A 22,882-nucleotide genomic window follows, 5' to 3' on the forward strand; every position below is an offset into this window, starting at 1 on the left:
AGCGTCCTCGCGCTGCTCTCGGCCAAGGTCGGCAGCATCGGCGACAACCGCCTCGGCGGCTGGTACAGCTACCGCGCCTCCAAGGCCGCCCTGAACATGCTGGTGAAGACAGCCGCCATCGAACTCGCCCGCCGGCAGCCGGCCAGCGTGGTCCTGGCGCTGCATCCCGGCACCGTGAACACCCGCCTCTCGCAGCCCTTCCGGGGCGGGGAGACGGGCCGCCCGCCGGCCGATGCCGCGGAGCAACTGCTGGCGGTCATCGACCGCGCCGGCCCCGAGGCCAGCGGCGGCTTCTACGCCTACACCGGCGAGCCCCTGCCCTGGTGAACCACCCCACGAGAGGAACGTGCCATGAACCTGCAGCAGCTGTTCAACCTCGCTCAGTCCCAGCAGCTCAACAGCCTCGAACTGATCGCCCTGGAAGGCGGTAACTACGTCCTCCAGGCCATCACCCCGCAGCGCTGCGAGCCGGTGCTCGACGACCAGGGCAAGGTGCTCCACCTGCGCTCCATGACCCAGGCCCGCGACGTGCTCCAGGGCATCACCCCGGTGCCCTTTCACCTCGTGCAGCAGGTGGTGCAGGACGAGGCCTGCGGCCTCGGCGGCGGCCCGCAGGAACCGATGCGCCTGCCGATCTCCCTGCAGTCGGCCTGGTAACGCCATGCCAGTACGCCGCCTGGCGCTGGTCCTCGGCGACCAGTTGAGCTTCGACCTCGCCGCCCTGCGCGCCCTCGACCCCGCGCAGGATGTGGTACTGATGGCCGAAGTGCAGGAAGAGACCCGCTACGTGCCGCACCACCCGCAGAAGATCGTGCTGATCCTCAGCGCCATGCGGCACTTCGCCGAGGCCCTGCGTCAACGCGGCTTCACCGTGCACTACGTGCAACTCGACGACCCCGCCAACAGCGGCAGTCTGCCCGGCGAACTCAGCCGCTGGGCCATGCAGTTGCAAGCACGGGAAGTGCACCTCACCGAATGCGGCGAATGGCGCCTGGAGCAGGCACTGCGCGCCGTCGACCTGCCCCAGGTGTGGCACGAGGACGACCGCTTCCTCTGCAGCCGCGCCACATTCGCCGGCTGGGCCGAAGGCCGCAAGCAACTGCGCATGGAGCTGTTCTACCGGCTGATGCGCAAGCGCACCGGGCTGCTCATGGAGCCCGACGGCAGCACCCCGCTGGGCGGTGCCTGGAACTTCGACGCCGAGAACCGCAAGGCCCTGCCCAAGGGCGTCAAGGCCCCGCTGCCGGCGCGCTTCCCGCCGGACGCCACCACCACGGCGGTGATCGACCTGGTGCGCCAGCGCTTCAGCGACCACTACGGCCAGGTGGAGGGCTTCGACTACCCCGTCACCCACGCCGATGCCGAGCGCCTCTGGCAGTACTTCCTCGACCAGGGCCTGGCCGCCTTCGGCGACTACCAGGACGCCATGGCCGAAGGCGAGCCCTTCCTCTTCCACGCGCGCATCAGCGCCGCGCTGAACATCGGCCTGCTGGACCTGCGCCGCCTCTGCGACGACGTGGACAGCGCCTACCGGCGCGGCGACGTTCCGCTGAACGCCGCCGAAGGTTTCATCCGCCAGCTCATCGGCTGGCGCGAGTACGTGCGCGGCATCTACTGGCTGCAGATGCCCGACTACGCCCAGCGCAACGCCTTCGGCAACCGGCGCCCGCTGCCCGATTTCTACTGGACTGCCGACACCCGCATGAACTGCATGCGCCAGGCCATCGGCCAGACCCTGGAGCATGCCTACGCCCACCACATCCAGCGGCTGATGGTCACCGGCAACTTCGCCCTGCTGGCCGGGATCGCCCCGCCGGCCATCTGCGACTGGTACCTGGCGGTCTACATGGACGCCTTCGACTGGGTCGAACTGCCCAACACCCTGGGCATGGTCATGCACGCCGACGGCGGCTACCTGGGCTCCAAGCCGTATTGCGCCAGCGGCCAGTACATCAAGCGCATGTCCGACTACTGCGGCAACTGCCACTACAAGGTCAGCGAGAGCACCAGCGAGCGGGCCTGCCCGTTCAACGCCCTGTACTGGCACTTCCTCATGCGCCACCGCGACCGCCTGCGCGGCAACCACCGCCTGGGCATGATCTACCGCAGCCTGGAGCGCATGGACGAGGCCAAGCAGGACGCCCTCTGGGCCCGGGGCGAAGCCCTGCTGGCCCGGCTCGACGCCGGGGAAGCACTGTGAAGAAGGCCCACCTGCCGCAGAAGACCTGCGCCGCCTGCGGCCTGCCCTTCGCCTGGCGGCGCAAATGGGCACGCTGCTGGGACGAGGTGCGCTACTGCTCCGAGCGCTGCCGTCGCCAGCGTCGACCCGCACCTCAGGCCGGTGCGTAGAGCGGCTCGGACAGCCAGCGGTCCACCAGTTCGCATTGCGCCGCCAGCAGGCGCCCGTTGCGTTCGTTGAGCTGGCGGCAGGCCTGCAGCATGTCCTTCATTTCACTCCAGGCCATGCGCAGGCGCTGGGCCTGCTCCGTGGGGTAGCAGGCCAGCAGCCGCAGCATGCCGTCCTGCTTCCGGGACAGGCGATTGGCGCTCAGCACCCGCTCGCGCCGCTGCGCCCGCTCGGTCATGGCATCCAGAGCCTGGCGAATGGCACCGTTGAGTGCATCCACCTGGCCCTGGTCATGGCGAGCCAGGGCGCCGTTCAGCGCTTGCAGATGATCGAGCAACACCGGCAGGGCGCGGTGATCGGCCAGCAGGTCCGCAGCCACCATGATCAGCACCTGCTGGCGATTGGCGGCGCTCATCCCTCCGGCCCCCGGTGATGGCCCAGGATGCTGCGTGCCAGCGTGTCGGCACGGGTATCCAGCCCCTGCTCGCGCAACAGCTCGCGAAGCGCCAGCACGCGATCGAGATCGATCTCCGGCAGTTCGCGCAGGGCCTCCTGCAACGCCTCCAGCGGCATCGCAGACTCGCGGCCAGGCAGCCTCGCCACCCCGGCCGGCAACGGTCGGGGCTCGGCGTCGTGGCGGGTGGCTGCCTCCAAAGGCGTCACGGGAGCAGGCGGCAGGGTTCGATTGATTTCCATGGGGCCTCCAGGGCAAGCGGGTTCCCTAGCTTTGGGCGACCCGGCTGCCTCGCCACTTAAATCCCAGGTGGCGGCACCCTCAGGCCCTGCCCCTCACTGCTGGCCACGCCACCAGCACTGCGTGGCCATGGCGTCCTGCTGGCGCTGCTCCTGACGGGCCTGCAGTTGGTGCCACTGGGCCAGTTGGTCGTCACGCACGTGGGCCAGGCGCAGTTCGTCGAAGCGCGCCTGCTGCAACTCGCCCTGCAGACGGGCCATGGCCTGCTCGTAGGTGTCGAGTTCACGGCGCTGCCAGGCCAGGGCGCGGTGCAGGGTGTGCTTGTAGCGCTGGGCATTGTCCCGCTCCAGGGGCGACGCACCACTGCTGGGCGCCCCCGCGAGCTGCTCCAGGGCCTCGATATTGGCGTGGCAACGCCGGTACAGGTCCACCTGGTGGGCAAGGCGCGCCTGCACCTCGCGCACCTTGCCGGCCCGCAGCAGGGCCAGTCGATCAAGGGATTCGATGCGCTGTTTCATGCGGCCCCCAGCAGTTTCAGCAGGCTGTCGAGGGTCGCCTCAAGCTCTGCGGACTCATGGGTGTCCTGCCGCAGGTAGGCTTCCAGGCCGGCGGCCAGTTGCACCGCACGGTCGGTGCGCGGGTCCTGCCCTGGCGTGTAGCCACCGAGGGGAATCAACTCGCGGATGCGCTCGTACACCGCCCGCAGCTCCTTGAACTGCCGCGCCGCGCCCTGGTGCCGGCTGCTGGTGACCTGGGCCATGCAGCGGCTGACCGACGCGGCGACATCGATGGCCGGGTAGTGCCCCATGTCCGCCAGCCGCCGCGACAGCACGATGTGTCCGTCGAGGATCGCCCGGGCGCAGTCCGCCACCGGGTCCTGCTGGTCGTCCCCCTCGGCCAGCACGGTGTAGATGGCGCTCAGGCTGCCCCGGCCGTGTTCGCCGTTGCCGGCGCTCTCCACCAGCTCCGGCAGCAGGGCGAACACCGACGGCGGGTAGCCCTTGGTGGCTGGCGGCTCGCCCAGTGCCAGGGATATCTCGCGCTGGGCCATGGCGTAGCGGGTCAGCGAATCCACCAGCAGCAACACGTCACGACCCTGGTCACGGAAGTAACCCGCCACCGTGTGGCACAGCTCGGTGGCCTTCAGGCGCATCAGCGGCGATTCGCTGGCCGGCGCCACCACCACCACCGCACGCCGCAGGCCCTCAGGCCCCAGGGCGTGGAGGATGAACTCCTGCACCTCCCGGCCGCGCTCGCCGATCAGCCCGACCACCACCACTTCGGCCTTGGTCTGGCGGGTGATCATGCCCAGCAGCACGCTCTTGCCCACTCCGCTGCCGGCGAACAGCCCCACCCGCTGCCCCTTGCCCAGAGTCAGCAGGCCATTGATGGCGCGCACACCCACATCCAGTGGCTCGGTCACCGGCCGGCGCAGCAGCGGGTTGACGCTGGGCAGGCCCAGCGGCAGCGGGTCGCGCCCGGCCAATCGGCCGCGCCCGTCGATGGGCTCGCCGAGGCCATTGACCACCCGCCCCAGCCAACTGTCGTCGATGCCCACACGCTGGGTGTCGCGCACCGGAAACACCCGCGAACCGGCCATCAGCCCCTCGGGCTTCTTGAACGGCATCAGGTAGGTGATGTCCCGGTCGAAGCCCACCACCTGGGCCTCCAGGCCGCGCCCGTCGGCGGTCTCCACGCGGCAGCGCTGGCCGGTCATGCGGCGGCAGCCGAGGCTCTCCAGCAGCATGCCGGAGACCCGCACCAGACGACCGCTGACGGTAGCCAACTGGACGCTGTCCAGGGAGCGCAACGCCTGGTCCAGGTCGAATCGTTCATCCAATCCCATCACCTCAGTTCTCCTTGATCAGGTGTTCCGACAGCGTCTGCAGGCAGGCGTCCAGGCGCTGCTGGCAACCGATATCGGCTTCGGCCTGGGCAGTGACCAACCGGCACTCACCCGGCCCCAACGCCTCGTCCGGCACCAGTCGCCAGGCGGCGGCGCGCTCCGGCGCCAGGTCGCGCAGGCGCTCGCACTCCTCCGGGTTCAAGCGCAGTTCCACGTCGCCCGGCTCCCCTGGCAACCCGGCCAGGGCTTCGTCAGCCAGGCCCAACAACTGCATCGGGCTCAGGGTCAGCTCGCAGCGGATCACCTGCTGAGCCACCTTGCGCACCAGCTCCAGCAGCTCTTCCCGGCGCCGGCGCTCCAGGTCGCGGTTGAGCGTGCGGAACGCTTCGATCAGGCGCCCGAGAGGCGCACTGGCTTCTTCGAAGCGCCGCTCGGCAGCGGCACGGATGTCCGCCTGGGCCTGTTGCAGTCCCTCTTCCAGGCCCTGGGCCAGGCCTTCGGCATGGCCAGCGGCCCGCCCCTGCTCCCGCCCTTCCTGGTAGCCCCGCTCAACAGCGCCCTGGTATCCCCTGGACACCCCCGCCTGACCGCTCGAAACGAGCGGACCTTCGCCAATGACCCCGGCCAGACGACTGCGCGGGGGAAAGCGATAGGCTCGCCACTCCCCACTGTCTCCCTTGATGACTCGGCTGCTCATTGGTCATTCACTCCACGGTTTCTTCGCGGAACAGCTGGATCTGCAACTCACCGGCAGCCGCCATCTCGCGTACCACGCCCATGATTTCCTTGCGCACCTGCTCCACCCGGCTCAGCGGCACAGGCCCCTGTCGCCGGCTGATGGATTCCATCTGCTGGGCCTGGCGCTTGGGCAAGGCGCCCTGCACGGCCTTGACCAGCTCCGGCTCGGCACCCTTGAGCGCCACCACCCAATCCTCCAGGGGAATGCTCTCGATCAGCGTCTGCAACACCGTCGAACTCTGCCGGGAGAGGATGAAGAAGTCGTACATCTCGTCTTCGATGCGCGTCACCAGTGACTCGCTGCGGGCCCGCAGCAGCTCGAACATCTGCCCGCGGTCGCCCTTGTAGCGGTTCATGATGTCGGCGGCCTGCTTGACCCCGCGCACCTGGGAACCCTGGGTGCCGAGCACGGCCAGGCTGCGCTCGATCAGTGCTTCCAGCTCGGCGATCACATCAGCGTTGATCTCGGTGAGGTTGGCGATGCGCAGCAGCAGGTCGTCCTGGCGCTCGGCCGGCATCGACTCCAGCACATCGGTGGCCATGGACGGCGGCAGGAATGCCAGGAACACCGCCTGCATCTGCGCATGTTCCTTGGCGATGAGCGCGGCGAACTGGCGCGGGTCGAGCCACTCCAGGCGGGCCATCTTGGCGCGGATCTCCTCGCCGTAGATGCTGTCCAGCAAGCTGCGGGTGATGTCACCGCCCAGGGCCTTGCCGAGCATGCCGGCAAGGTAGTGACGGGAAGCCCCCTTGATGCTGCTCTGCTCGCGGTAGTCGTCGAAGAAGCGCCCGATCACTTCCGACACCATGGGTTGCTTGACGTTGGAGAGCCGCGCCATGGCCTGGCTGAGGGAAACGATCTCCTCCCGGCCGAACTGGCGCAGCACGCTGGCCGACATGTCGTCGCCCATGCTCAGCAGAAGGATCGCCGCCTGCTCCAGGGAACTCATGGAGCGCCCCTGCGAAGCGCGCTTGCTGACCGCCTGAGCCGAGCCTGCTTCAGGCGGAGTCGTTGTCTCGTTCATGACGACCTATCCAATGCTTGATGACTTCAGAAACCCGTTCCGGATCGTTCCGGGCCAACAACTGCAGGTGTTCGACCTGCATTTCCAGCCCCGAGCCAGGGGCGGGCAGACGGATCTCGGCCAAGGGGTTGGCTTCGCCGAACACCTCGCCGCGCAAGCCCGTACCCCGGCCCGGCAACACCCCCTGATCGGCCGACTGCGTGCCCTGAGGCAACGCTGGCAGCCCTGCCTCCTGGCGTCGGCGCAGCCCGGCCAGAGCGGGACGCAACACCATGAACAGCAGCAGCAGAGCGAGCACCACGACCACGCCGAAGCGGGCGTATTCGTAGAGTTGCGGGCTCTCCCACCAGGCCAGCTCCGGCTCGTCGGGCGCGTCCAGGGCCACGAAGGGCATGACGCTGAGGATCAGTTGGTCACCTCGCTCGGCATCGAAGCCCACGGCCCCCCGCAGCGTGGCTTCCAGATCCTGGCGAGCCTTATCGCTCCAGCCACCGTCCGGCGCGGCAGCGGCGTTGAGCACCACCGCCACGCTTTGCCGCCGCAGCCGGAACGATGGATGGCGAACATGGGTGATGTGCTGGTCCAGCTCGTTCTGGCGCGTACTTTCGTTGCGGGTGCTGGTGGAGGCCGGGTTGTCCCCTTGGGGCGTGTTGCCCCCCGGTGCCGCTGCCTGCCCGGCACCCGGTGCAGGAGCCGGATTGGCCGGAGGCGGCCGGTTGCTCAGAGAGCCCGGCACACCGAGGGCCAGTTGGTCGAGGCTGTTCTCGCTGCGCACCACCTCGTTGCGCAGGCGCGGCGTATCACCGTAGGTCTGGATGGTCTCCTCCTTCTGGCTGAAGTCGAAGTCCGGACTGACGCTGACCCGGAAGTTCCCGCTGCCGAGTACCGGGGCCAGCACCGCGTCGAGGTTGGCCAGCGCCTGCTGGCGGTAGCTTTCCACCACCTGGCTGTCCTGCAGGGCACCGTTGCCCATGAGCTGACCCGACAACAGCACGCCATTCTGGTCCACCACGCTGACCGCCTCCGGGGCCAACTGCGGCACGCTGGCCGCCACCAGGTTGACGATGGCCGCCACCTGCTCGGGCGCCAGGCGCTGGCCGGCGGCCATGCGCAGCATCACCGAGGCCTTGGCAGGCTCGCGGCGACTGATGACGAAGGAATGATTGGGCTCCTGGGCCAGGTGCACACGCACCTGATCGACGCCCTTGAGCGCGGCGATGGTGCGGGCCAGTTCGCCCTCCAGGCTGCGGCGCAGGCGCACATCCTGGACGAACTGGCTGCTGCCCAGAGGCTCCTCCCGGTCGAACAGTTCGTAGCCGGGGGGCACCGCCACCCGCACGCCCTTGGCCGAGAGCAGCAGGCGGGTCGCCGCCAGGTCGGCCTCGCGCACCAGCACCTGGCCGGTTTGCGGATGCAGGCGGTAGTCCACGCCCTCGCCGTCGAGCACCTGCAGCACCTCGGCCGCCGGAAAGGCCTCATTGGCCCCGTACAACGCCCGGAAGCCGACGCTGTCGCGCCACAACCAATAGACCACCAGCCCCGCCAGCAGGGCGGCTATGGCAGCCAGCCCGGCCAGGCCCAGGCGGGGATCGAGTCGCAGGCCGCCAGCAGGCAACCTGTCGCGAATGTTATCGAGCACGCTAGAACTCCCAGTTCCGGATCACACCGGCATGCGGATGATGTCGTCGAAGGCAGTGGCCAGTTTGTTGCGCACCTGCAGCAACGCGCTGAAGGACACGCTGGCCCGCTGGCTCTGCAACATGGCGCCCACCAGATCGGTGCTGCGGCCACTGTCCACGTCGGCCATGGCCCGGCTGGAAGCATGCTGCTGGGCATCCACCGCCCGCAGGGCGGCGATGAAGCTGTCGCCCGGCCCGGCAGGCGGCGCACCTGCAGACGAGGTTGCTGGCAGGACGCTGCCCTGGCTGGCCTCTACCAGAGTGCGATGGATGTCCAGCAACTGCTGCTGGACGCTGGCGATACTGTTCATGGTCTTTCCTCCCGTTCAGAGCAGCACGCCTTGCTGGCGCATGGCACTGAGGCGATAGCGCAGAGCCCGCGGTGTCATGCCCAGGCTGGCGGCTGCCTTGCTCTTGTGGCCGCCACAGCGGCGGATGGTGTCGATCACGTGCTGGTACTCGGCAAGCTTGGCGCTGGCCCGCAACGCGGCACGTCCGCCCTCGACCAGGCCAAGGCCTTGAAACGCCTCGCGGGGCTTCGGCTGGGCACTCTGCAGGCGCAGGTCTCCAGGCTGGATGTACAGACCGTTGCGCAGCACCAGCGCACGCTGCAGGCAGTTCTCCAGCTCGCGGACGTTGCCCGGCCAGTCGTGCTGCAGCAGCAGGCGGCACGCCTCGGCGGTGAGCAGTTCGCGCCCGACATCCTGGGGGGCATGCTTGGCCAGCAGCGCCTGGGCCAGCGGCAACACGTCTTCGGGACGCTCGCGCAGGGGCGGGATGTGCAGGGCGAGCACGTCCAGGCGGAACATCAGGTCGGCACGAAACCGCCCGGCGACGACCTCGGCCTGCAGGTCGCGGTTGGTGGCCGCGATGATGCGCACGTCCAGTTCGATTTCGCGGCGCCCGCCCAGGCGCTCCACCCGCTGCTCCTGCAGCACGCGCAGCAGCTTGGCCTGCAGAGCCAGGGGCAACTCGCCCACCTCATCCAGCAGCAGCGTGCCGCCGTTGGCCTGTTCGAACTTGCCGGGCTGGGCACTGACGGCTCCGGTGAAGGCGCCTCGCTCATGGCCGAAGAGGATGGACTCGAGCATCGACTCGGGAATCGCCGCGCAGTTGACGGCTATGAAGGGTGCATCCGCGGTCGCGGAGAAGCGGTGTACGTAGCGCGCCATCAACTCCTTGCCGGTGCCGGTTTCACCGGTGATCAGCACCGGCGTACGCGAGGGCGCCATGCGCTGGGCAAGGGCCAGCAGACGGCGGCCGCTGCGCGAACGGGTGACGAAGCCCTCATCGGCGCGGGCGGCGCGGGCCAGGCGGTACAGCAGGGCCTCAACCTGACCGTCGCCGAAAGGCGCCAGCAGGTAGTCGGTGCATCCCAGCTCCAACAGCGCAGCGGCACGCTCCTGGTCGGCATAGCCCACCACCGGCACCAGTGTCAGGCCAGGGTTGCGCAGCAGCTCGGATGCCAGTTGGCAGGTCTGCTCGACGGGCAGATCGCCCAGCAACAGGAAGGCCAGCCCACCGTCACGCAGGTCATCGCGAGCCTGGGCCAGGTCAGTGACCGTGCGCGCCTCGCAGCCGCCCAGGCAAAGGGCCTCCAGCAACGGTGCATGGTGTTCGCTCCAAGGCATGCCGATCACCAGGGCCTGGCGCCAGGGCGAGCCCCCTGGCCGGTCCAGACCTCGAAGCGGGTCATGCCCGGTGAGAGGGAAAGTGCTCAACATGTTCACGGTGGTAACCCCCATTCGAAACGTCCTGTCGCGAAACTTCGGGACAACGTCGTCCCCGCCCCCCAGGGGTCCGTTCGGCCCTGGGCGTGTTCGCCAGATTGTTAACGTGGTGATGAATCGGAGGGCTCGGGAAGACGCAGAAGGCGTCGGTTCGCTGGCCTGAAAACGACGCTAGCACTGCCTCAGAAAAGTCCGCACACAAATGGGCTTATTTCCTATCAGTCATACGAAGAATTCATCAGCGCGGGGTTTTTGAGATCAATTGATTTAAAGCCAACTTCGCCAACTCCTAGTATCCGAATCGCACGCGGATGCAGGAGTCTTCCCCATCGCAATGACCCACTTCATTAAGCGAATGGGCACGCGATCAGGGCATCCGCTGGGAAAGGACCGACAACGCACTGCCAGGCTTACTGAAGGACCTGGCACCCGAACGGCCTCAGAAGGATAGCCATGAACACAAGCCCGAAAATCCATAACGCTGTGCCTGCCGAGCAGGTCACGACCCTGCAGCCGCAGAAGCTGGGGCGGCATTACCACCGCATCCCGGGGTATGTGCGCGATACCGCCTTCCGCTATCCGCGGCTGGTCAGCGATTACTTCCTCGGCCACTACCGCCTGAGCATCGAACTGCAGGACGTGCAGGTGGACGAGGCGATCGAGACCCCTCCCGAGTGCATCTACCAGAGCCCCATCGGCAACCTGGGCTTCGGCATCGACCGCAGCCTGCTGGGGGAGGTGCTGGAGAGCTACTACGGCGGCGCGCTGCCGGCCAACCAGGAACTGCCGCCGGAAAGCAGTTCGGAGGCGCGCATGCGCGAGCGCCTCGGCGACCATGTGCTCTCGCGCCTTGGTCAGGCCCTGCTGGCCGGCGACGTCCCCGGACCACTGGAGCGCCAGCACGACAGCTACGCCGAGGTGCATTGGGAATACGCCATCACCCTGCGCTACATCAGCCACCTCAGTGAGCGCACCGGCGACCTGCGGATCTACCTGGACGCAGCCTGGACGGACGAGTTGATCCGTCGCGTCTCTGCGCCCGCCGCACCGCGCCAACTGGGCAACCCGGCACGAGCGATCCAGCGCCTGCCGGTACGCCTGGACTGCGTGCTGGCACGGGCCCGCCTGTCTCTGGCCGACGTGCTGGGACTGAAGGTTGGCGACCTGCTGCTGATCCGCATGGAAGAGCGGGTCGAGGTGTGCATCAACCGCCAGAAGCTGTTCCACGGTGCTCTGTTCGACGACCAGGGCACCCTCTTCCTCACCTTCCTGGAAAGCGAGAAAACCGTATGAACGACACACAGCTCGACAACGATGACGGCTCCCTGCTGGGCGCCGACTCCCTGGGCCTGGGCCCGCTCGATGACGTGGCTCCGGTGACCGCCGCTGCCACCGCGCCGGACCTGCGCTTCTTCGGCAAGATTCCGGTCAATGTCACCCTCGAAGTGGCCTCGGTGGAGGTGGCACTCAACGACCTGCTGGACGTGGATGCCAGCAGCGTGATCGTCCTCGACAAGCTCGCCGGCGAGCCACTGGACGTGAAGGTCAACGGCGCGCTGTTCGCCAAGGCCGAAGTGGTGGTGATGAACGGCAACTATGGCCTGCGCATCCTCGAACTGGCCGGTGACCCCCTCAAGGGGCTCGTCACATGAACGGCGGGCTGCGCATGCTCATCGCCTCGCTGGCGATGAGCCCGGGCCTGGCCGGTGCAGCGGGTGGCGAGCTGACCCTGTTTCACCTGGAAGACACCGCCAGCGGGCAGGACTTCAGCGTCAAGCTGCAAGTGCTGATCCTCATGAGCCTGCTCGGCCTGCTGCCAGCCATGCTGATGCTGATGACCTGTTTCACCCGTTTCATCATCGTGCTGTCCATCCTGCGCCAGGCCATGGGCCTGCAGCAGAGCCCACCGAACAACGTGCTGGTGGGCATCGCCCTGGTGCTCACGCTGCTGGTGATGCGGCCGGTGTGGCAGGCCTTGCACAACGAGGTCTACCTGCCCTTCGAAGAGGACCGGGTGACCCTGCAGGAAGGGCTCGGCAAGGGGCGCGACATCCTCGGCCGCTTCATGCTGGCGCAGACCCACCACACCTCACTCGAAGCCATCGCCGGACTGGCCGGGGAGACCCTGCCCGAACGCCGCGAAGACGTGGACTTCATGTTGCTGCTGCCCGCCTTCGTGCTCAGCGAGCTGAAGACCGCCTTCCAGCTCGGCTTCATGCTCTTCGTGCCGTTCCTGGTGATCGACCTGGTGGTGGCCAGCGTGTTGATGGCGATGGGCATGATGATGCTGTCGCCGATGATGGTCTCGCTGCCATTCAAGCTGATGGTGTTCGTGCTGGTGGATGGCTGGGCGCTGACGGTGGGCACGCTCGCCGGCAGCGTGCAGCCCTACTGACGGATGAGGAGACCATCATGCTGACCCCCGATACCGCCGTCGCCATCATCGCCCACGCCGTGGAAGCCATCGCCCTGATCGTCTGCGTACTGGTGGTGCCCAGCCTGCTGGGCGGGCTGGTGGTGGCCATCTTCCAGGCCGCAACCCAGATCAACGAACAGATGCTCAGCTTCCTGCCACGCCTGCTGATCACCCTGGGGATGCTGGTTCTGGCCGGGCACTGGATTCTCACCCGGCTGGGCGACCTGTTCATCGAGTCCTTCCGCCAGGCCGCGCGGCTGGTGGGCTGAGCATGGCCGGCGATCCCCTGCTGCAAGCCACCACGGCCCTGGAAAGCCTGGCCCGCTACTGGTGGCCCCTGTGCCGGACCCTGGCACTGTTCGCCACGGCTCCCGGCTTCGGCCACCGTGCCCTCGGCATACGCGCCCGGGTGCTGCTGGCGCTGGTGCTCACCGCCGCCCTGGGCGGCATCCTGCCCGTGTCGCCAGAGCTGGCGCCGCTGTCGGCAGCGGGCGTGCTGGCCGCCCTGGAGCAGATCGCCGTGGGTGTGCTGCTGGGGCTCAGCCTGCAACTGGTGTTCGCCGTCTTCAGCCTGGTGGGCGACCTGGTCTCGACCCTGCTGGGGCTGAGCATGGCGGTCTACAACGACCCGGTGAATGGCGTGTCGTCCAGTTCGGCGATCTACCAGCTCTACTTCATCCTGCTGATGCTGCTGTTCCTGGCCATCGACGGGCACCTGCTGGTGGTCAGCGTGCTGTACAAGAGCTTCCTCTATTGGCCGGTAGGCAGCGGCCTGAACTATGCCGGCATGGATGCGCTGCTGAGTGGCCTGGGCTGGATGTTCGCTGCGGCGCTGCTGATCGCCCTGCCGATGGTGGTGTGCATGAGCCTGGTGCAGTTCGGCTTCGGCCTGCTCAACCGCATCTCCCCCGCGCTCAATCTGTTCTCCCTGGGCTTTCCGGCCGCCGTGGTGCTGGGCCTGGCGTGCCTGTCGCTGACCCTGGCGAACCTGCCGGGCAATTACCTGGAGCTGACCCGGCAAACCCTCGACAGCCTCGGCAACCTGCTGCAGGAGGCCCGCAATGGCTGAGTCCAGCGCCCAGGACCGTACCGAGGAAGCCACCGAACACAAGCTGCGCAAGTCCCGCCGCGAAGGCCAGGTGGCACGCTCACGCGACCTGGCCACCGGTGCCACGCTGCTGGTGGCGATGCTGGCGCTGCGGGCCACCGTGCCGGTCATGCTCGACGGTCTGGAACACCTGTTCCGCGAGGTGCACCAGTTGCCGCCGCCGGGCCAGCAGGGCAACGACGACCTCGAAGCCCTGGCCGGACGCGCCATCGCGGCCCTGGCCGGCGTGCTGCTGCCGCTGCTGGTGGTGCCGCTGCTGGTGGTGCCCCTGTCGCTGCTGGCCGGCGGCTGGATGTTCGCCTGGCGCAACGTGCAGCCCCAGGGGTCGCGGCTCAACCCGATCAAGGGGCTCGGCCGGCTGGTGGCCTGGCAGAACTGGACGGAGTTGCTGAAGTCGCTGCTGAAGATGGCGGTGCTGGCCGCAGTGGCGTGGTTCACCTTCGCCCTGCGCCTGCCGGAGGTGCTGGCATTGCAGCGCGGCGACACGCTGACGGCGATCACCGGGGCCCTGCGCCTGATGGGCGATACGGCACTGGCACTGGTAACCGTGTTCGTGGTGTTCGCGGCACTGGACGTGCCACTGCAGCGCTTTTTCTTCCTGCGCAAGCAGCGCATGACCCGCCAGGAACGCAAGGAGGAGCATAAACAGCAGGAGGGGCGCCCCGAGGTGAAAAGCCGCGTGCGCCAACTGCAACGCCAGATGGCCCAACGACAGATCACCCGGGTGATCGGCGACGCCGACGTGGTCATCGTCAACCCCGAACACTACGCCGTGGCCCTGCGCTACGACCCGACGCGGGCGCAGGCTCCCTATGTAATCGCCCGGGGTGTCGACGAGACGGCACTGTACATCCGCCAACTGGCCACAGCCCGCGGCCTGGAAGTGCTGGAAGCCCCCCCACTGGCCAGGGCGATCTACTTCACCACCCAGGTCAATCAGCAGATACCCGCCCCGCTCTATGGCGCGGTGGCCCAGGTGCTGCACTACATCCTGCAACTGCGCGCCTGGCGCCAGGGCCGCCAGACCCGGCCCTCGCCGCCGCACCACTTCACGATTCCCGATGACTTGCTGAAACGAGGCTGACCCATGCCCACCCTCCCCCAACTCCTGGACAGCCTGCGCAGCGGGCGGATCGGTATCCCGCTGGTGATCCTCAGCGTACTGGCGATGATCATCCTGCCGCTGCCACCGCTGCTGCTGGACGCGCTGTTCACCTTCAACATCGGCCTGGCGATCCTGGTGCTGCTGGTCAGCGTCTCGGCCCAGCGCCCACTGGACTTCTCGCTGCTGCCAACGGTGATCCTGGTCACCACGCTGCTGCGCCTTTCGCTGAACGTGGCCTCCACTCGGGTGGTGCTGCTCGACGGCCACACCGGCAGCGGCGCGGCGGGCAAGGTGATCGAGGCTTTCGGCGAGGTGGTGATCGGCGGCAACTTCATCGTCGGCCTGGTGGTGTTCGTGATCCTGATGATCATCAACTTCATGGTGGTCACCAAGGGTGGCGAGCGCATCTCCGAGGTCACCGCGCGCTTCACCCTCGACGCCCTGCCAGGCAAGCAGATGGCCATCGACGCCGACCTCAACGCCGGGCTGCTGAACCAGGAACAGGCCCGCGAGCGGCGCCGTGAGGTGGCCAAGGAAGCGGACTTCTACGGCGCCATGGACGGTGCCTCGAAATTCGTCCGGGGCGATGCCATCGCCGGCATCCTGATCCTGCTGATCAACCTCTTCGGCGGTACCGCCATCGGCATGCTGGTGCACGGCATGAGCGGCGGCGACGCCTTCCGCCAGTACGCCCTGCTGACCATCGGCGATGGCCTGGTGGCCCAGATCCCGGCGCTGCTGCTGTCCACGGCGGCGGCGCTCATCGTCACGCGGGTCAACGAGTCGGCCGACATGACCGCCCTGGTGCAGCGCCAGCTGCTGGCCTCGCCCTCGTTGCTGGCCACCGTGGCCGGCATTCTGGTGGTGCTGGCGCTGGTGCCGGGGATGCCGCACATGGCGTTCCTGGCCTTTGCCGCGCTGGTCGGCTTCGTGGCCTGGCGCGCGGCGCGCAACGCCCCACCCCGGGAAGCCCAGACCCTGGAGCGCACCGAGGCCCTGGCACTGGCAATGGACAGCCCGCACGACAACCCGCTGGGCTGGAACGACCTGCCGGTGGTCGAGCGCCTGGGCCTGTCGCTGGGCTACAAGCTGGTGGGGCTGGTCAACGAAGCCGGTGGCGCCCCCCTGCCGCAGCGGGTCCGTGGCGTGCGCCAGGCGCTGTCGGAACACCTGGGCTTCCTCCTGCCAGAGGTCCGCATCCGCGACAACCTCCGCCTGAAGGCCGCGCAGTACAGCATCCAGATCAACGGCCAGACGATCGAGTCCGCCGAGATCCACGCCGACCGGCTGATGGCCATCCCCTCCCCCGAGCTGTACGGCGAGATCGACGGCATTCTCGCCACCGATCCGGCCTATCGCATGCATGTGGTGTGGATCGAACCCACGGACAAATCACGGGCCCTGAACCTGGGTTACCAGGTGATCGACTGCGCCAGCGTGATCGCCACGCACCTGAACAAGGTCATCCGTCAGCACCTGCCGGACCTGCTGCGCCTCGATGACGTCGAGCAGTTGCTGCAACGCCTGGCCCTGGAGGCGCCCAAGCTGGCCGAAGCCCTGCGCGCCCAGCTAGGCCTTGGCCCCATCCACCGGGCCTGTCGCCACCTGCTGCAGGACGAGGTGCCCTTGCGCGACATGGCCACCCTGGCTACGGCGTTGCTGGAGGGCTGCGAAACCACCAAGGACCCCCTGCTGCTGGCCGCTGATGTTCGCTACGCCCTGCGCCGCACCATCGTGTCGCAGATCGCCGGTGAGCGCAGCGAGCTGGGGGTCTTCCTGCTGGACCCGGCGCTGGAGAACACCCTGCTCGGGGCCCTGAGCCTGGCGCAGCAGTCCGGCCCGGTGAGCCTGGATGCCATCCCGGTGGAGCCGGCCCTGCTCAACCAGCTGCAGGGCGCCATGCCGGCGGTGAAGGAGCGCCTGCGCCGTGAGGGACACCCGCCCATCCTCACTGTGATGCCGCAGCTGCGTCCGTTGCTGGCGCGCTACGCACGGGTGTTCAGCCCGGGTCTGCACGTGCTCTCGCAGAACGAGATTCCCGAGCGGGTGGGGCTCAAGGTGGTCGGCACCCTCGGCTGAAGCATGAGCTCTGGAAAGGGTTTAAGACGTGTCCGAGCGCGGTCGCTTTGTGTTTCCAGGCAGGCAGTTCAGCCGGCCCATTACGAAACTTGCAGAGGAAGTTCTCATGGCCCTTTCCATCCACACCAACTACTCCGCCCTGGTCTCGCAGACCAGCCTGAACCGCACCAACAAGAGCCTGTCGATCAATCAGCAACGCCTGGGTACGGGCCTGCGCATCAACTCCGCTGCCGACGACGCTGCGGGCCTGCAGATCGCCACCCGCCTGAATGCCCAGACCCGTGGCATGGGTGTCGCCATCCGCAATACCGGGGACGCCACGTCCCTGCTGCAGACCGCCGAAGGCGCCTTCAACGAGATCACCGACATCGTCCAGCGCATGAAGGACCTGGCCACCCAGTCGGCGAACGACACCAACAGCAGCAAGGACCGCACTTCCATCCAGGCCGAGTTCGACCAGTTGAGCAAGGAAGTGGAGAACATCTTCAGCAACACCACCTACGCGGGTGACAAGCTCTTCACCGACAGTGGCAAGTTCTCCAAGGCGGTCAACTTCCAGATCGGTGCCACTGCTGCTGAAAACCTGACCGTCGACGTCAGTGCTGAAATGGCCGCTCTGAAAAAAACCCTGACTGAAGATCTGAAAGCACTCAAGCTGGACGACAACACCAATTCCAAAGCTAGCATCACTGCACTGGACAGCACCCTGGACAGCATCGGCAGCATGCGTGCCAACTTCGGTGCCAACATCAACCGCCTGAACCACACCGCCAACAACCTCGGCAACATGAAGGACAACACCGACCTGGCCCGTGGCCGCATCCTCGACGCCGACATCGCGCTCGAGAGCGCCAACTCCGCCAAGAACAACATGCTCCTGCAGTCGGGTATCGCCATGCTCAAGCAGGCTGGCCAGATGCCGACCATGATCATGTCGCTCCTCGGCTGATCCCGCCCCTACCCTTGCGGCCTGCGTCGTACAGCAAGGCCTCTCTTTACGCCCCGGGAAACCGGGGCGTCTTTTTTTTGGGCTGGCTCTGCCGACCGCTCGCCAAACCAGGCAGAGCTCACGCCCCTCCTACTGCGCAGGCGGAGATCGAGGCGATAACTAGAGTCGAACCAACAGACTTTCCTGCAAATCTGCTTATAAATAGAAAAAACCTACAACATACAAAGCAAACTGAACACGCCTTATTTCCAAGCATTCGTAAGCACCTGCCCGGGGTACGGCACTGCCCCCAAAACCACCACCCAACTGGTTTATGAAGAACCCGTTACGTGGCTGCAGCGGCGCTGAACGCGCGCTCAAAAATGCTTACCCACTCCACATGAACTGCGATACACCGGCCGTCTTCACCTTGTATCGGCTGCCTCATCCACGTTCGTTCAACGGCCTGCCAACGCGCTTCACACCTCCCAGGGCTGGGCTCCCCTGCCCCCTCGCCCAGCAACAGATCAGCCAGGCAATGAGCAATAAACGCCTGGGCTGGTCATCACTTTCCTCTATACGTGGAACTAAATTTCAATTCCTACCGATCAATAAGAAATTTCCACAACCACGGGGAATAATCCCGCATCACAAATACCTGATCAAACAGTCAATAATTCCACCCTCATCGCGGCAATCCTGAGCAGTTCCGACCGAGATGTCAGATTCTACCTACCCATGGATAGAACAATAAAAATGAGTGGAGAACCTATGCCTTGCATCTACTTACGAACAGGTCGTAAAGACTGCCAGATTTGCTTCCAGCCGCTGCGCTTTCAGCTCTCGCTGATCCAGGCCGACCAGGAGGAACGGATCGAGCTGGGCTTTTCCGGAAGTCGCGTGCTGGAACGCTTACTGCAATCCCCTGGTGAAGTGGTATCCCGCGACGAACTGCTGCAATACGCCTGGCATGACCGTGTGGTGAGCCAGGGCAGTCTCAACCAGCAGATCTACACCCTGCGCCAGCTGCTGCATGACGAACGGCAGCGCGAGATCATCCAGACGCTGCCCCGCCGGGGCTACATGTTCAACCCCGGCTACCTGCTGCAGATCGTGCACGACGCCGATACGACACCCTCTGAGGAGCCCGGCGTACCCGCGGCCGTCTCGACGGCGCTGATCACGCCCCCCCTGGAAGACCCCGCGCCCTCCCTGCCTGACCCATCCCCCTCCAGGAGATTCGGCCGGCCTGTCGCCGGAGGCTGGAAGCAGCGATTGAGTCTGGCAGTGGGAGCGAGCGTGCTGGGACTGACATTGGTCGGTGCGGTACAGGTCTATAAGCCGCACGAGCAACGCAAGATGGTCACGGAGAAGCTGCGCCTGGGTCAGTTGAACCTCCTGCTGGTGGAGGGCAGCCCGCGTCAGATGGCCGAGCTCAAACGCAACGCCCTGCTCTTGCGCAGCCAGCTCGAACGCGTGGCGACCCGCCCGGCCGAACTGCTGATGTACAGCAGCTCGCACTTCTATGAGGTGATCTGCCTGCAACCCGACGGCAGGGCGAACTGGCTGATGATCCATGAGGATCAGGTCGGGCAGGTTGCCGATGTGCAGTGGCGGAGGTGCCTTGAATGATCCGGCACGCTGACCGCACGCTGCGCCAGGCCCTGCCCCTGCTGGCGCTGAGCCTGCTCGCAGCAGCGGGAATGGCCGCCTGGCAGCGTCAGCCCGTACTGCCTGGCACGGCCTGCTACAAGGTCCAGGGCGAAGCCGTGCTGGCCGATGGTCGGGTGCTGCCCATCGCCCACACCTCGATGCTGCACGACGGTCGCTTCTATTCGACGATCAAGCAGGACGACACCGGCGTCCTGGTGGTCGCCGGGCGTGTGGAGGTAGGCCTGTTGGGGGAAATCGAGGTGCAGGTGGAGCATGGCGGGGTAGCCGGCGACCCCCATGCGGTGGACGGCCAGTTGGCCTACACCCTGCTGCGCCACACCCAGCCGGGCGCCCGGGTGCACGTCATGCCGGTCGCAGGGTGCTACTACGGTATCGAGACCCACCGAGTGATCTGCCCCTTCCCGGGCCAGCCATCACCGCCGGCAGTCGCCTCCTCCGCTCAGGGGTTGGCCGGCCCCTGAAAGCGCACCCCCTCGGCACTCATGCGCGCCTGTGCGTAGCCGTCCCCGAAAAGTTCCCGGTACAACCGCTCGGCGTGCTCGGTCAGCAGCAGGACTTCGATACGACGATTGGCGCCATCCTCTGGGTCCTCCGGGCGTACCGGCATCACATCGGCCTGGGCCGAAACCTGCAGCAGGCGCTGCACGGGCAGCCCGCCGGCCATGAGCGCATTGCGCGCCTGGAGGGCGCGGTCTCCTGACAGGTGCCAATTGTCATAACCGGGCTGCCGATAGGGCACGGCATCGGTGTGGCCGCTGATGATCACGCGATTCTCCACCCCCACCAGAACCTTCGCCAGGGCAGTCAGGAGATCGAGGAAGTGAGGCTCCAGGCGCGCGCTGCCCCGAGCGAACATCGCGCGCTGCTGATCGTCATGGATGACGATGCGAAGCCCCTGGGGCACCACCTCCACCTCGATGTTCGCCAGGGCGCCCACCTGGCTGGCCATATCGCGGATCACCTGCGCCAGGCGCTCCAGATCTTCGACCGTTCGGAACAACTGCGGAGCGTCCCCGGGCTCCTTGTGGTCGCGCTCGGCGGTGCGTTCGACCGGCGTTGCCTCAGCCTTGCGGGCGGGTGCTTGTTCGGGCTTGTCCGCCGTCTCGCGGCGAGGTGCCTGGGACGCTGGGCGCCCCTCCAGGTCCAGCGGCAGCCGGCTGGTGCCATCGAACACGCCGACACCGCCGTCAATGATGGGGTTGAGCATCAGGTCGCCTGCACTGGGGCTCTGCGAGCGGGCCTGAGGCTGAACGATCCACAGCACCATGAACAACGCCATCATCGCCAGGGTGAAGTCCGCAAAGGCCACCTTCCAGGCACCACTGTGCTCGTCGTGGCGCCCCTTCTTGCCCTTGCGCTTGATGATCACCTCATGGCCGTCGGCCTTCTTGGCATTGCGGCTCATGCTTGATTGCGCTCCTCTTCATACTGGTTGACCCAGGTCTCCAGTTGCTTGAACGGCGGCTTCACGTCCTGCTCGATGAGCTTGCGCCCGGCGTCCACCGCCAACAGCGTGGGCTTGCCGGCCACATGAGCGACCAGGGTGGTGCGCACGCATTCCAACGCCGACAGTTCGGTCTTCACCCGCTGGCCCATGGCATTGCTCAGCGGGTCCATCAGGCAGTAGCAGAAGAAGATGCCGAGGAAGGTGCCCACCAGGGCGGCGGCAACGTGGTTGCCGATATCGGCCACCGAGCCGCCGATGCTGCCCATGGTGATGATGATCCCCATGATCGCCGCGAGGATGCCGAAGCCCGGCATCGCCTCCCCCACCTTGTGCAGCGACTTGGAAGGCTGCAGCAGTGCGTGCTCCATCGCCTCCAGCTCCTGCTCCAGGAAGCCCTCCAGCTCATGGGCGCTGATCTTGCCCATGGCCATCAGGCGGAAGTTGTCAGCGATGAAGAACATCAGGTGCTCCTCCCGCAGGATCAGTGGGTAGCGGGCGAACAGCTCACTTTGCTCCGGGTCCTCGATGTGCTCGTCGAGCACCTTCAGGCCGCCGGCATCCACCATCTCCAGCAGTTCGTAGAGCAGCATCAGCAGTTGGCGCTGGAACTCCTCGCCCCGCGCGCCCTGGACAAACACCGTTTTCAACTGGGAGACCATCTCCACCAACACCTCCTTGGGGTTGGCGACGATCAGCGCACCCAGCGCAGCGCCGAGAATGATCACCATCTCCGCCGGCTGCCAGAGGGTACGCATGTCGCCATGGGCCATGGCATAGCCCCCCAGCACACAGGCCACGATGATCAGACTTCCGATTACTTTCTGCATGGTCGTGACCTAGGCCGCTTCAGTGAGGAATTGGCAGGCACGGCCGAGTGCCTGCTTGACGAGCTGGCAGACACGGGCATCCGTGACCTCCAGCACCAGGGCGATTTCCTTCAGGCTCAGGTCCTGCTGGTAGTAGAGGGTCAGCACCAGGCGCTCACGCTCGCTGAGTTGGGCCAGCGCCTGAGTCAGCAGGCGCTCCTGCAGCACGCGCGCCTCCGGCCCCGGCGTCTCGCCGGCGAATTGCAGGTGCTGCTCCTGCAGCAACACGTCCAGGCTCTCGATGGCCTCGCCGCACTCCGCCCGCAGGTGTTCCTGGTAGGCGGAGATGTCCATTCCGGTGGCAGCGAGGATCTCTGCCTCACGGGGCACCCGCCCCAACTGCCGGGCCAGGGCGCGGATGGTGTCCCGTATCCGGTGGGTCTGCTGCCGCAGTTGGCGCGGACGCCAGTCCAGGCGCCGCAGCTCATCGAGGATCGCGCCACGGATACGCAGGGCGGCAAACCGGGGGAACTGGGCATCGGGTTCGCCGTAGCGGCGCAGCCCTTCCAGCAGCCCCATCAGACCGATCTGTTCCATGTCTTCGCGGTCCATCACCTGGCTGGCCTGCAGAGCGAGTTGGCGAACGATGCGCTTGACCAGCGGCAGGTACTGCAACAGCCAGCGTTGCTCCGCTTCCGGGGAGTGGCGTCGCGAACTGACGGTGAAATCGGTGTTGTCGTTATCGAGCGGAAGGGTGGCATGCATGGGGCGACCTCATTGGGCAATCAGCTTGCTGATCAGCAGGTTGTCGAAAGGCTTGGCTGCATTCTGCGTAGCGAAATCAGCGTTGAGCCCTTCCACGAGGCGTTGGCGCAGGGCCTCGAAGCCCAGCGCGCGAAGCTCGTCGGCCTGCAGGCTGGATAGGTTGGCAGCGACCGAGCTGCGGACCATCGGCACCACCTGCTCGAGCTTTTTCTTGTCGGTACCGGCCGGGCCCTGGAGCACCACATCGAGCACGAAGTAGTACTCACGGTCGCGTCCAGGGAGGCTGAGGATGATTTTTTCCACCGGCAGGAAGACGAACTCGACAGAGGGCTCGGCCTTCTTCTTGTTGTTGGCTTTGCGCGACTCGGCGCCCGGCTTTTGTGAAACAAGGGCCGACTGCAGCAACCAATGGTTAACAGCGACACCAGCGGCAACGGCCAGGACGTTGAGCACGCAGACCAGCAGGATCAAACGATTGGTGGACATGGGACCTCT

General features: G+C 66.6%; 27 protein-coding genes. 14 read left to right on the top strand and 13 right to left on the bottom strand.

Annotation, left to right across the window (positions count from 1 at the left end; all coding sequences use genetic code 11):
* The 4 genes from A7D27_RS18630 to A7D27_RS18645 all read left to right on the top strand — a co-directional run.
* The coding region (locus tag A7D27_RS18630; protein WP_139134131.1) for an SDR family NAD(P)-dependent oxidoreductase at window positions 1–327 on the top strand (327 nt) is incomplete at its 5' end.
* A 24-nt stretch (window positions 328–351) separates the two neighbouring features.
* Window positions 352–657, top strand: coding sequence for a DUF6482 family protein (locus tag A7D27_RS18635; protein WP_069560528.1), 306 nt, complete (start codon window positions 352–354; stop codon window positions 655–657).
* A gap of 4 nt (window positions 658–661) precedes the next feature.
* Window positions 662–2,200, top strand: coding sequence for a cryptochrome/photolyase family protein (locus tag A7D27_RS18640; RefSeq protein ID WP_069565717.1), 1,539 nt, complete (start codon window positions 662–664; stop codon window positions 2,198–2,200).
* Window positions 2,197–2,349, top strand: coding sequence for a DUF2256 domain-containing protein (locus A7D27_RS18645; protein WP_069560530.1), 153 nt, complete (start codon window positions 2,197–2,199; stop codon window positions 2,347–2,349). The genes A7D27_RS18640 and A7D27_RS18645 overlap by 4 nt, the downstream gene beginning before the upstream one ends.
* Here A7D27_RS18645 and flgN read toward each other — a convergent pair.
* The 9 genes from flgN to A7D27_RS18690 all read right to left on the bottom strand — a co-directional run bounded on the left by flgN (window position 2,334) and on the right by A7D27_RS18690 (window position 10,074).
* Window positions 2,334–2,762, bottom strand: a complete 429-nt coding sequence (flgN, locus tag A7D27_RS18650) for a flagellar export chaperone FlgN (RefSeq protein ID WP_069560531.1) — start codon at window positions 2,760–2,762, stop codon at window positions 2,334–2,336. The genes A7D27_RS18645 and flgN overlap by 16 nt on opposite strands.
* On the bottom strand, window positions 2,759–3,043 hold the full coding sequence (locus A7D27_RS28005; protein WP_069565718.1) for a hypothetical protein: 285 nt from the start codon (window positions 3,041–3,043) through the stop codon (window positions 2,759–2,761). Before A7D27_RS28005 ends, flgN begins: the two co-directional genes overlap by 4 nt.
* Before the next feature lie 93 nt (window positions 3,044–3,136).
* Window positions 3,137–3,559, bottom strand: coding sequence for a flagellar export protein FliJ (gene fliJ / locus A7D27_RS18660; protein ID WP_069565719.1), 423 nt, complete (start codon window positions 3,557–3,559; stop codon window positions 3,137–3,139).
* Window positions 3,556–4,887 (bottom strand): flagellar protein export ATPase FliI, encoded by a 1,332-nt coding sequence (gene fliI / locus A7D27_RS18665; RefSeq protein WP_069560548.1) that lies wholly within the window; start codon window positions 4,885–4,887, stop codon window positions 3,556–3,558. Before fliI ends, fliJ begins: the two co-directional genes overlap by 4 nt.
* A 4-nt stretch (window positions 4,888–4,891) precedes the next feature.
* Window positions 4,892–5,584 (bottom strand): flagellar assembly protein FliH, encoded by a 693-nt coding sequence (gene fliH / locus A7D27_RS18670; protein WP_069565720.1) that lies wholly within the window; start codon window positions 5,582–5,584, stop codon window positions 4,892–4,894.
* Window positions 5,585–5,591: 7 nt separating this feature from the next.
* Window positions 5,592–6,650, bottom strand: a complete 1,059-nt coding sequence (locus A7D27_RS18675) for a FliG C-terminal domain-containing protein (protein ID WP_069565721.1) — start codon at window positions 6,648–6,650, stop codon at window positions 5,592–5,594.
* The gene (fliF, locus tag A7D27_RS18680; RefSeq protein ID WP_069565722.1) at window positions 6,625–8,289 is read right to left on the bottom strand and encodes a flagellar basal-body MS-ring/collar protein FliF; all 1,665 of its coding nucleotides are present in this window, start codon (window positions 8,287–8,289) and stop codon (window positions 6,625–6,627) included. Before fliF ends, A7D27_RS18675 begins: the two co-directional genes overlap by 26 nt.
* Before the next feature lie 21 nt (window positions 8,290–8,310).
* Window positions 8,311–8,640, bottom strand: coding sequence for a flagellar hook-basal body complex protein FliE (locus tag A7D27_RS18685; protein WP_069560537.1), 330 nt, complete (start codon window positions 8,638–8,640; stop codon window positions 8,311–8,313).
* A 15-nt stretch (window positions 8,641–8,655) separates the two neighbouring features.
* The gene (locus A7D27_RS18690; RefSeq protein ID WP_256557187.1) at window positions 8,656–10,074 is read right to left on the bottom strand and encodes a sigma-54 dependent transcriptional regulator; all 1,419 of its coding nucleotides are present in this window, start codon (window positions 10,072–10,074) and stop codon (window positions 8,656–8,658) included.
* A 438-nt stretch (window positions 10,075–10,512) separates the two neighbouring features.
* Between A7D27_RS18690 and A7D27_RS18695 the strand changes: the two genes are divergently transcribed.
* From A7D27_RS18695 to A7D27_RS18740, 10 genes are all read left to right on the top strand, one after another.
* A complete protein-coding gene (locus A7D27_RS18695) occupies window positions 10,513–11,352 on the top strand; it encodes a FliM/FliN family flagellar motor switch protein (protein ID WP_069565723.1) in 840 nt (279 codons plus the stop codon).
* Window positions 11,349–11,711 (top strand): FliM/FliN family flagellar motor switch protein, encoded by a 363-nt coding sequence (locus A7D27_RS18700; protein WP_069560539.1) that lies wholly within the window; start codon window positions 11,349–11,351, stop codon window positions 11,709–11,711. Before A7D27_RS18695 ends, A7D27_RS18700 begins: the two co-directional genes overlap by 4 nt.
* Window positions 11,708–12,454 carry a flagellar type III secretion system pore protein FliP gene (gene fliP, locus A7D27_RS18705; protein ID WP_069560540.1) on the top strand — a complete coding sequence of 249 codons (747 nt, stop codon included), beginning with the start codon at window positions 11,708–11,710 and terminating at the stop codon, window positions 12,452–12,454. The genes A7D27_RS18700 and fliP overlap by 4 nt, the downstream gene beginning before the upstream one ends.
* 17 nt (window positions 12,455–12,471) lie before the next feature.
* Window positions 12,472–12,744, top strand: coding sequence for a flagellar biosynthetic protein FliQ (locus A7D27_RS18710; protein WP_069565724.1), 273 nt, complete (start codon window positions 12,472–12,474; stop codon window positions 12,742–12,744).
* A 2-nt stretch (window positions 12,745–12,746) separates the two neighbouring features.
* Window positions 12,747–13,544 (top strand): flagellar biosynthetic protein FliR, encoded by a 798-nt coding sequence (gene fliR, locus A7D27_RS18715; protein WP_069560541.1) that lies wholly within the window; start codon window positions 12,747–12,749, stop codon window positions 13,542–13,544.
* On the top strand, window positions 13,537–14,667 hold the full coding sequence (gene flhB, locus A7D27_RS18720; protein ID WP_069565725.1) for a flagellar type III secretion system protein FlhB: 1,131 nt from the start codon (window positions 13,537–13,539) through the stop codon (window positions 14,665–14,667). The genes fliR and flhB overlap by 8 nt, the downstream gene beginning before the upstream one ends.
* Before the next feature lie 3 nt (window positions 14,668–14,670).
* Entirely contained in the window at window positions 14,671–16,767 is a 2,097-nt protein-coding gene (locus A7D27_RS18725) for a flagellar biosynthesis protein FlhA (protein ID WP_069565726.1), read from the top strand.
* 106 nt (window positions 16,768–16,873) lie between these two features.
* A complete protein-coding gene (gene lafA / locus A7D27_RS18730) occupies window positions 16,874–17,716 on the top strand; it encodes a lateral flagellin LafA (protein ID WP_069565727.1) in 843 nt (280 codons plus the stop codon).
* Between the two features lie 750 nt (window positions 17,717–18,466).
* Window positions 18,467–19,327, top strand: coding sequence for a winged helix-turn-helix domain-containing protein (locus A7D27_RS18735; RefSeq protein WP_165664510.1), 861 nt, complete (start codon window positions 18,467–18,469; stop codon window positions 19,325–19,327).
* On the top strand, window positions 19,324–19,830 hold the full coding sequence (locus tag A7D27_RS18740; protein ID WP_069565728.1) for a hypothetical protein: 507 nt from the start codon (window positions 19,324–19,326) through the stop codon (window positions 19,828–19,830). The genes A7D27_RS18735 and A7D27_RS18740 overlap by 4 nt, the downstream gene beginning before the upstream one ends.
* Here A7D27_RS18740 and A7D27_RS18745 read toward each other — a convergent pair.
* Genes A7D27_RS18745 through A7D27_RS18760 form a run of 4 tightly spaced genes read right to left on the bottom strand, consistent with a single transcriptional unit; the run spans window position 19,809 to window position 22,873 of the window.
* A complete protein-coding gene (locus A7D27_RS18745; RefSeq protein ID WP_069565729.1) occupies window positions 19,809–20,774 on the bottom strand; it encodes an OmpA family protein in 966 nt (321 codons plus the stop codon). The genes A7D27_RS18740 and A7D27_RS18745 overlap by 22 nt on opposite strands.
* Window positions 20,771–21,643, bottom strand: coding sequence for a flagellar motor stator protein MotA (gene motA / locus A7D27_RS18750; protein ID WP_069560178.1), 873 nt, complete (start codon window positions 21,641–21,643; stop codon window positions 20,771–20,773). Before motA ends, A7D27_RS18745 begins: the two co-directional genes overlap by 4 nt.
* A 9-nt stretch (window positions 21,644–21,652) precedes the next feature.
* On the bottom strand, window positions 21,653–22,387 hold the full coding sequence (locus tag A7D27_RS18755; protein WP_069560179.1) for a FliA/WhiG family RNA polymerase sigma factor: 735 nt from the start codon (window positions 22,385–22,387) through the stop codon (window positions 21,653–21,655).
* A 9-nt stretch (window positions 22,388–22,396) separates the two neighbouring features.
* Window positions 22,397–22,873 (bottom strand): flagellar basal body-associated FliL family protein, encoded by a 477-nt coding sequence (locus A7D27_RS18760; RefSeq protein WP_069560180.1) that lies wholly within the window; start codon window positions 22,871–22,873, stop codon window positions 22,397–22,399.
* Window positions 22,874–22,882 lie beyond the last annotated feature (9 nt).

The sequence above is a fragment of the Pseudomonas sp. 1D4 genome, assembly GCF_001728925.1.
Taxonomy (GTDB): domain Bacteria; phylum Pseudomonadota; class Gammaproteobacteria; order Pseudomonadales; family Pseudomonadaceae; genus Metapseudomonas; species Metapseudomonas otitidis.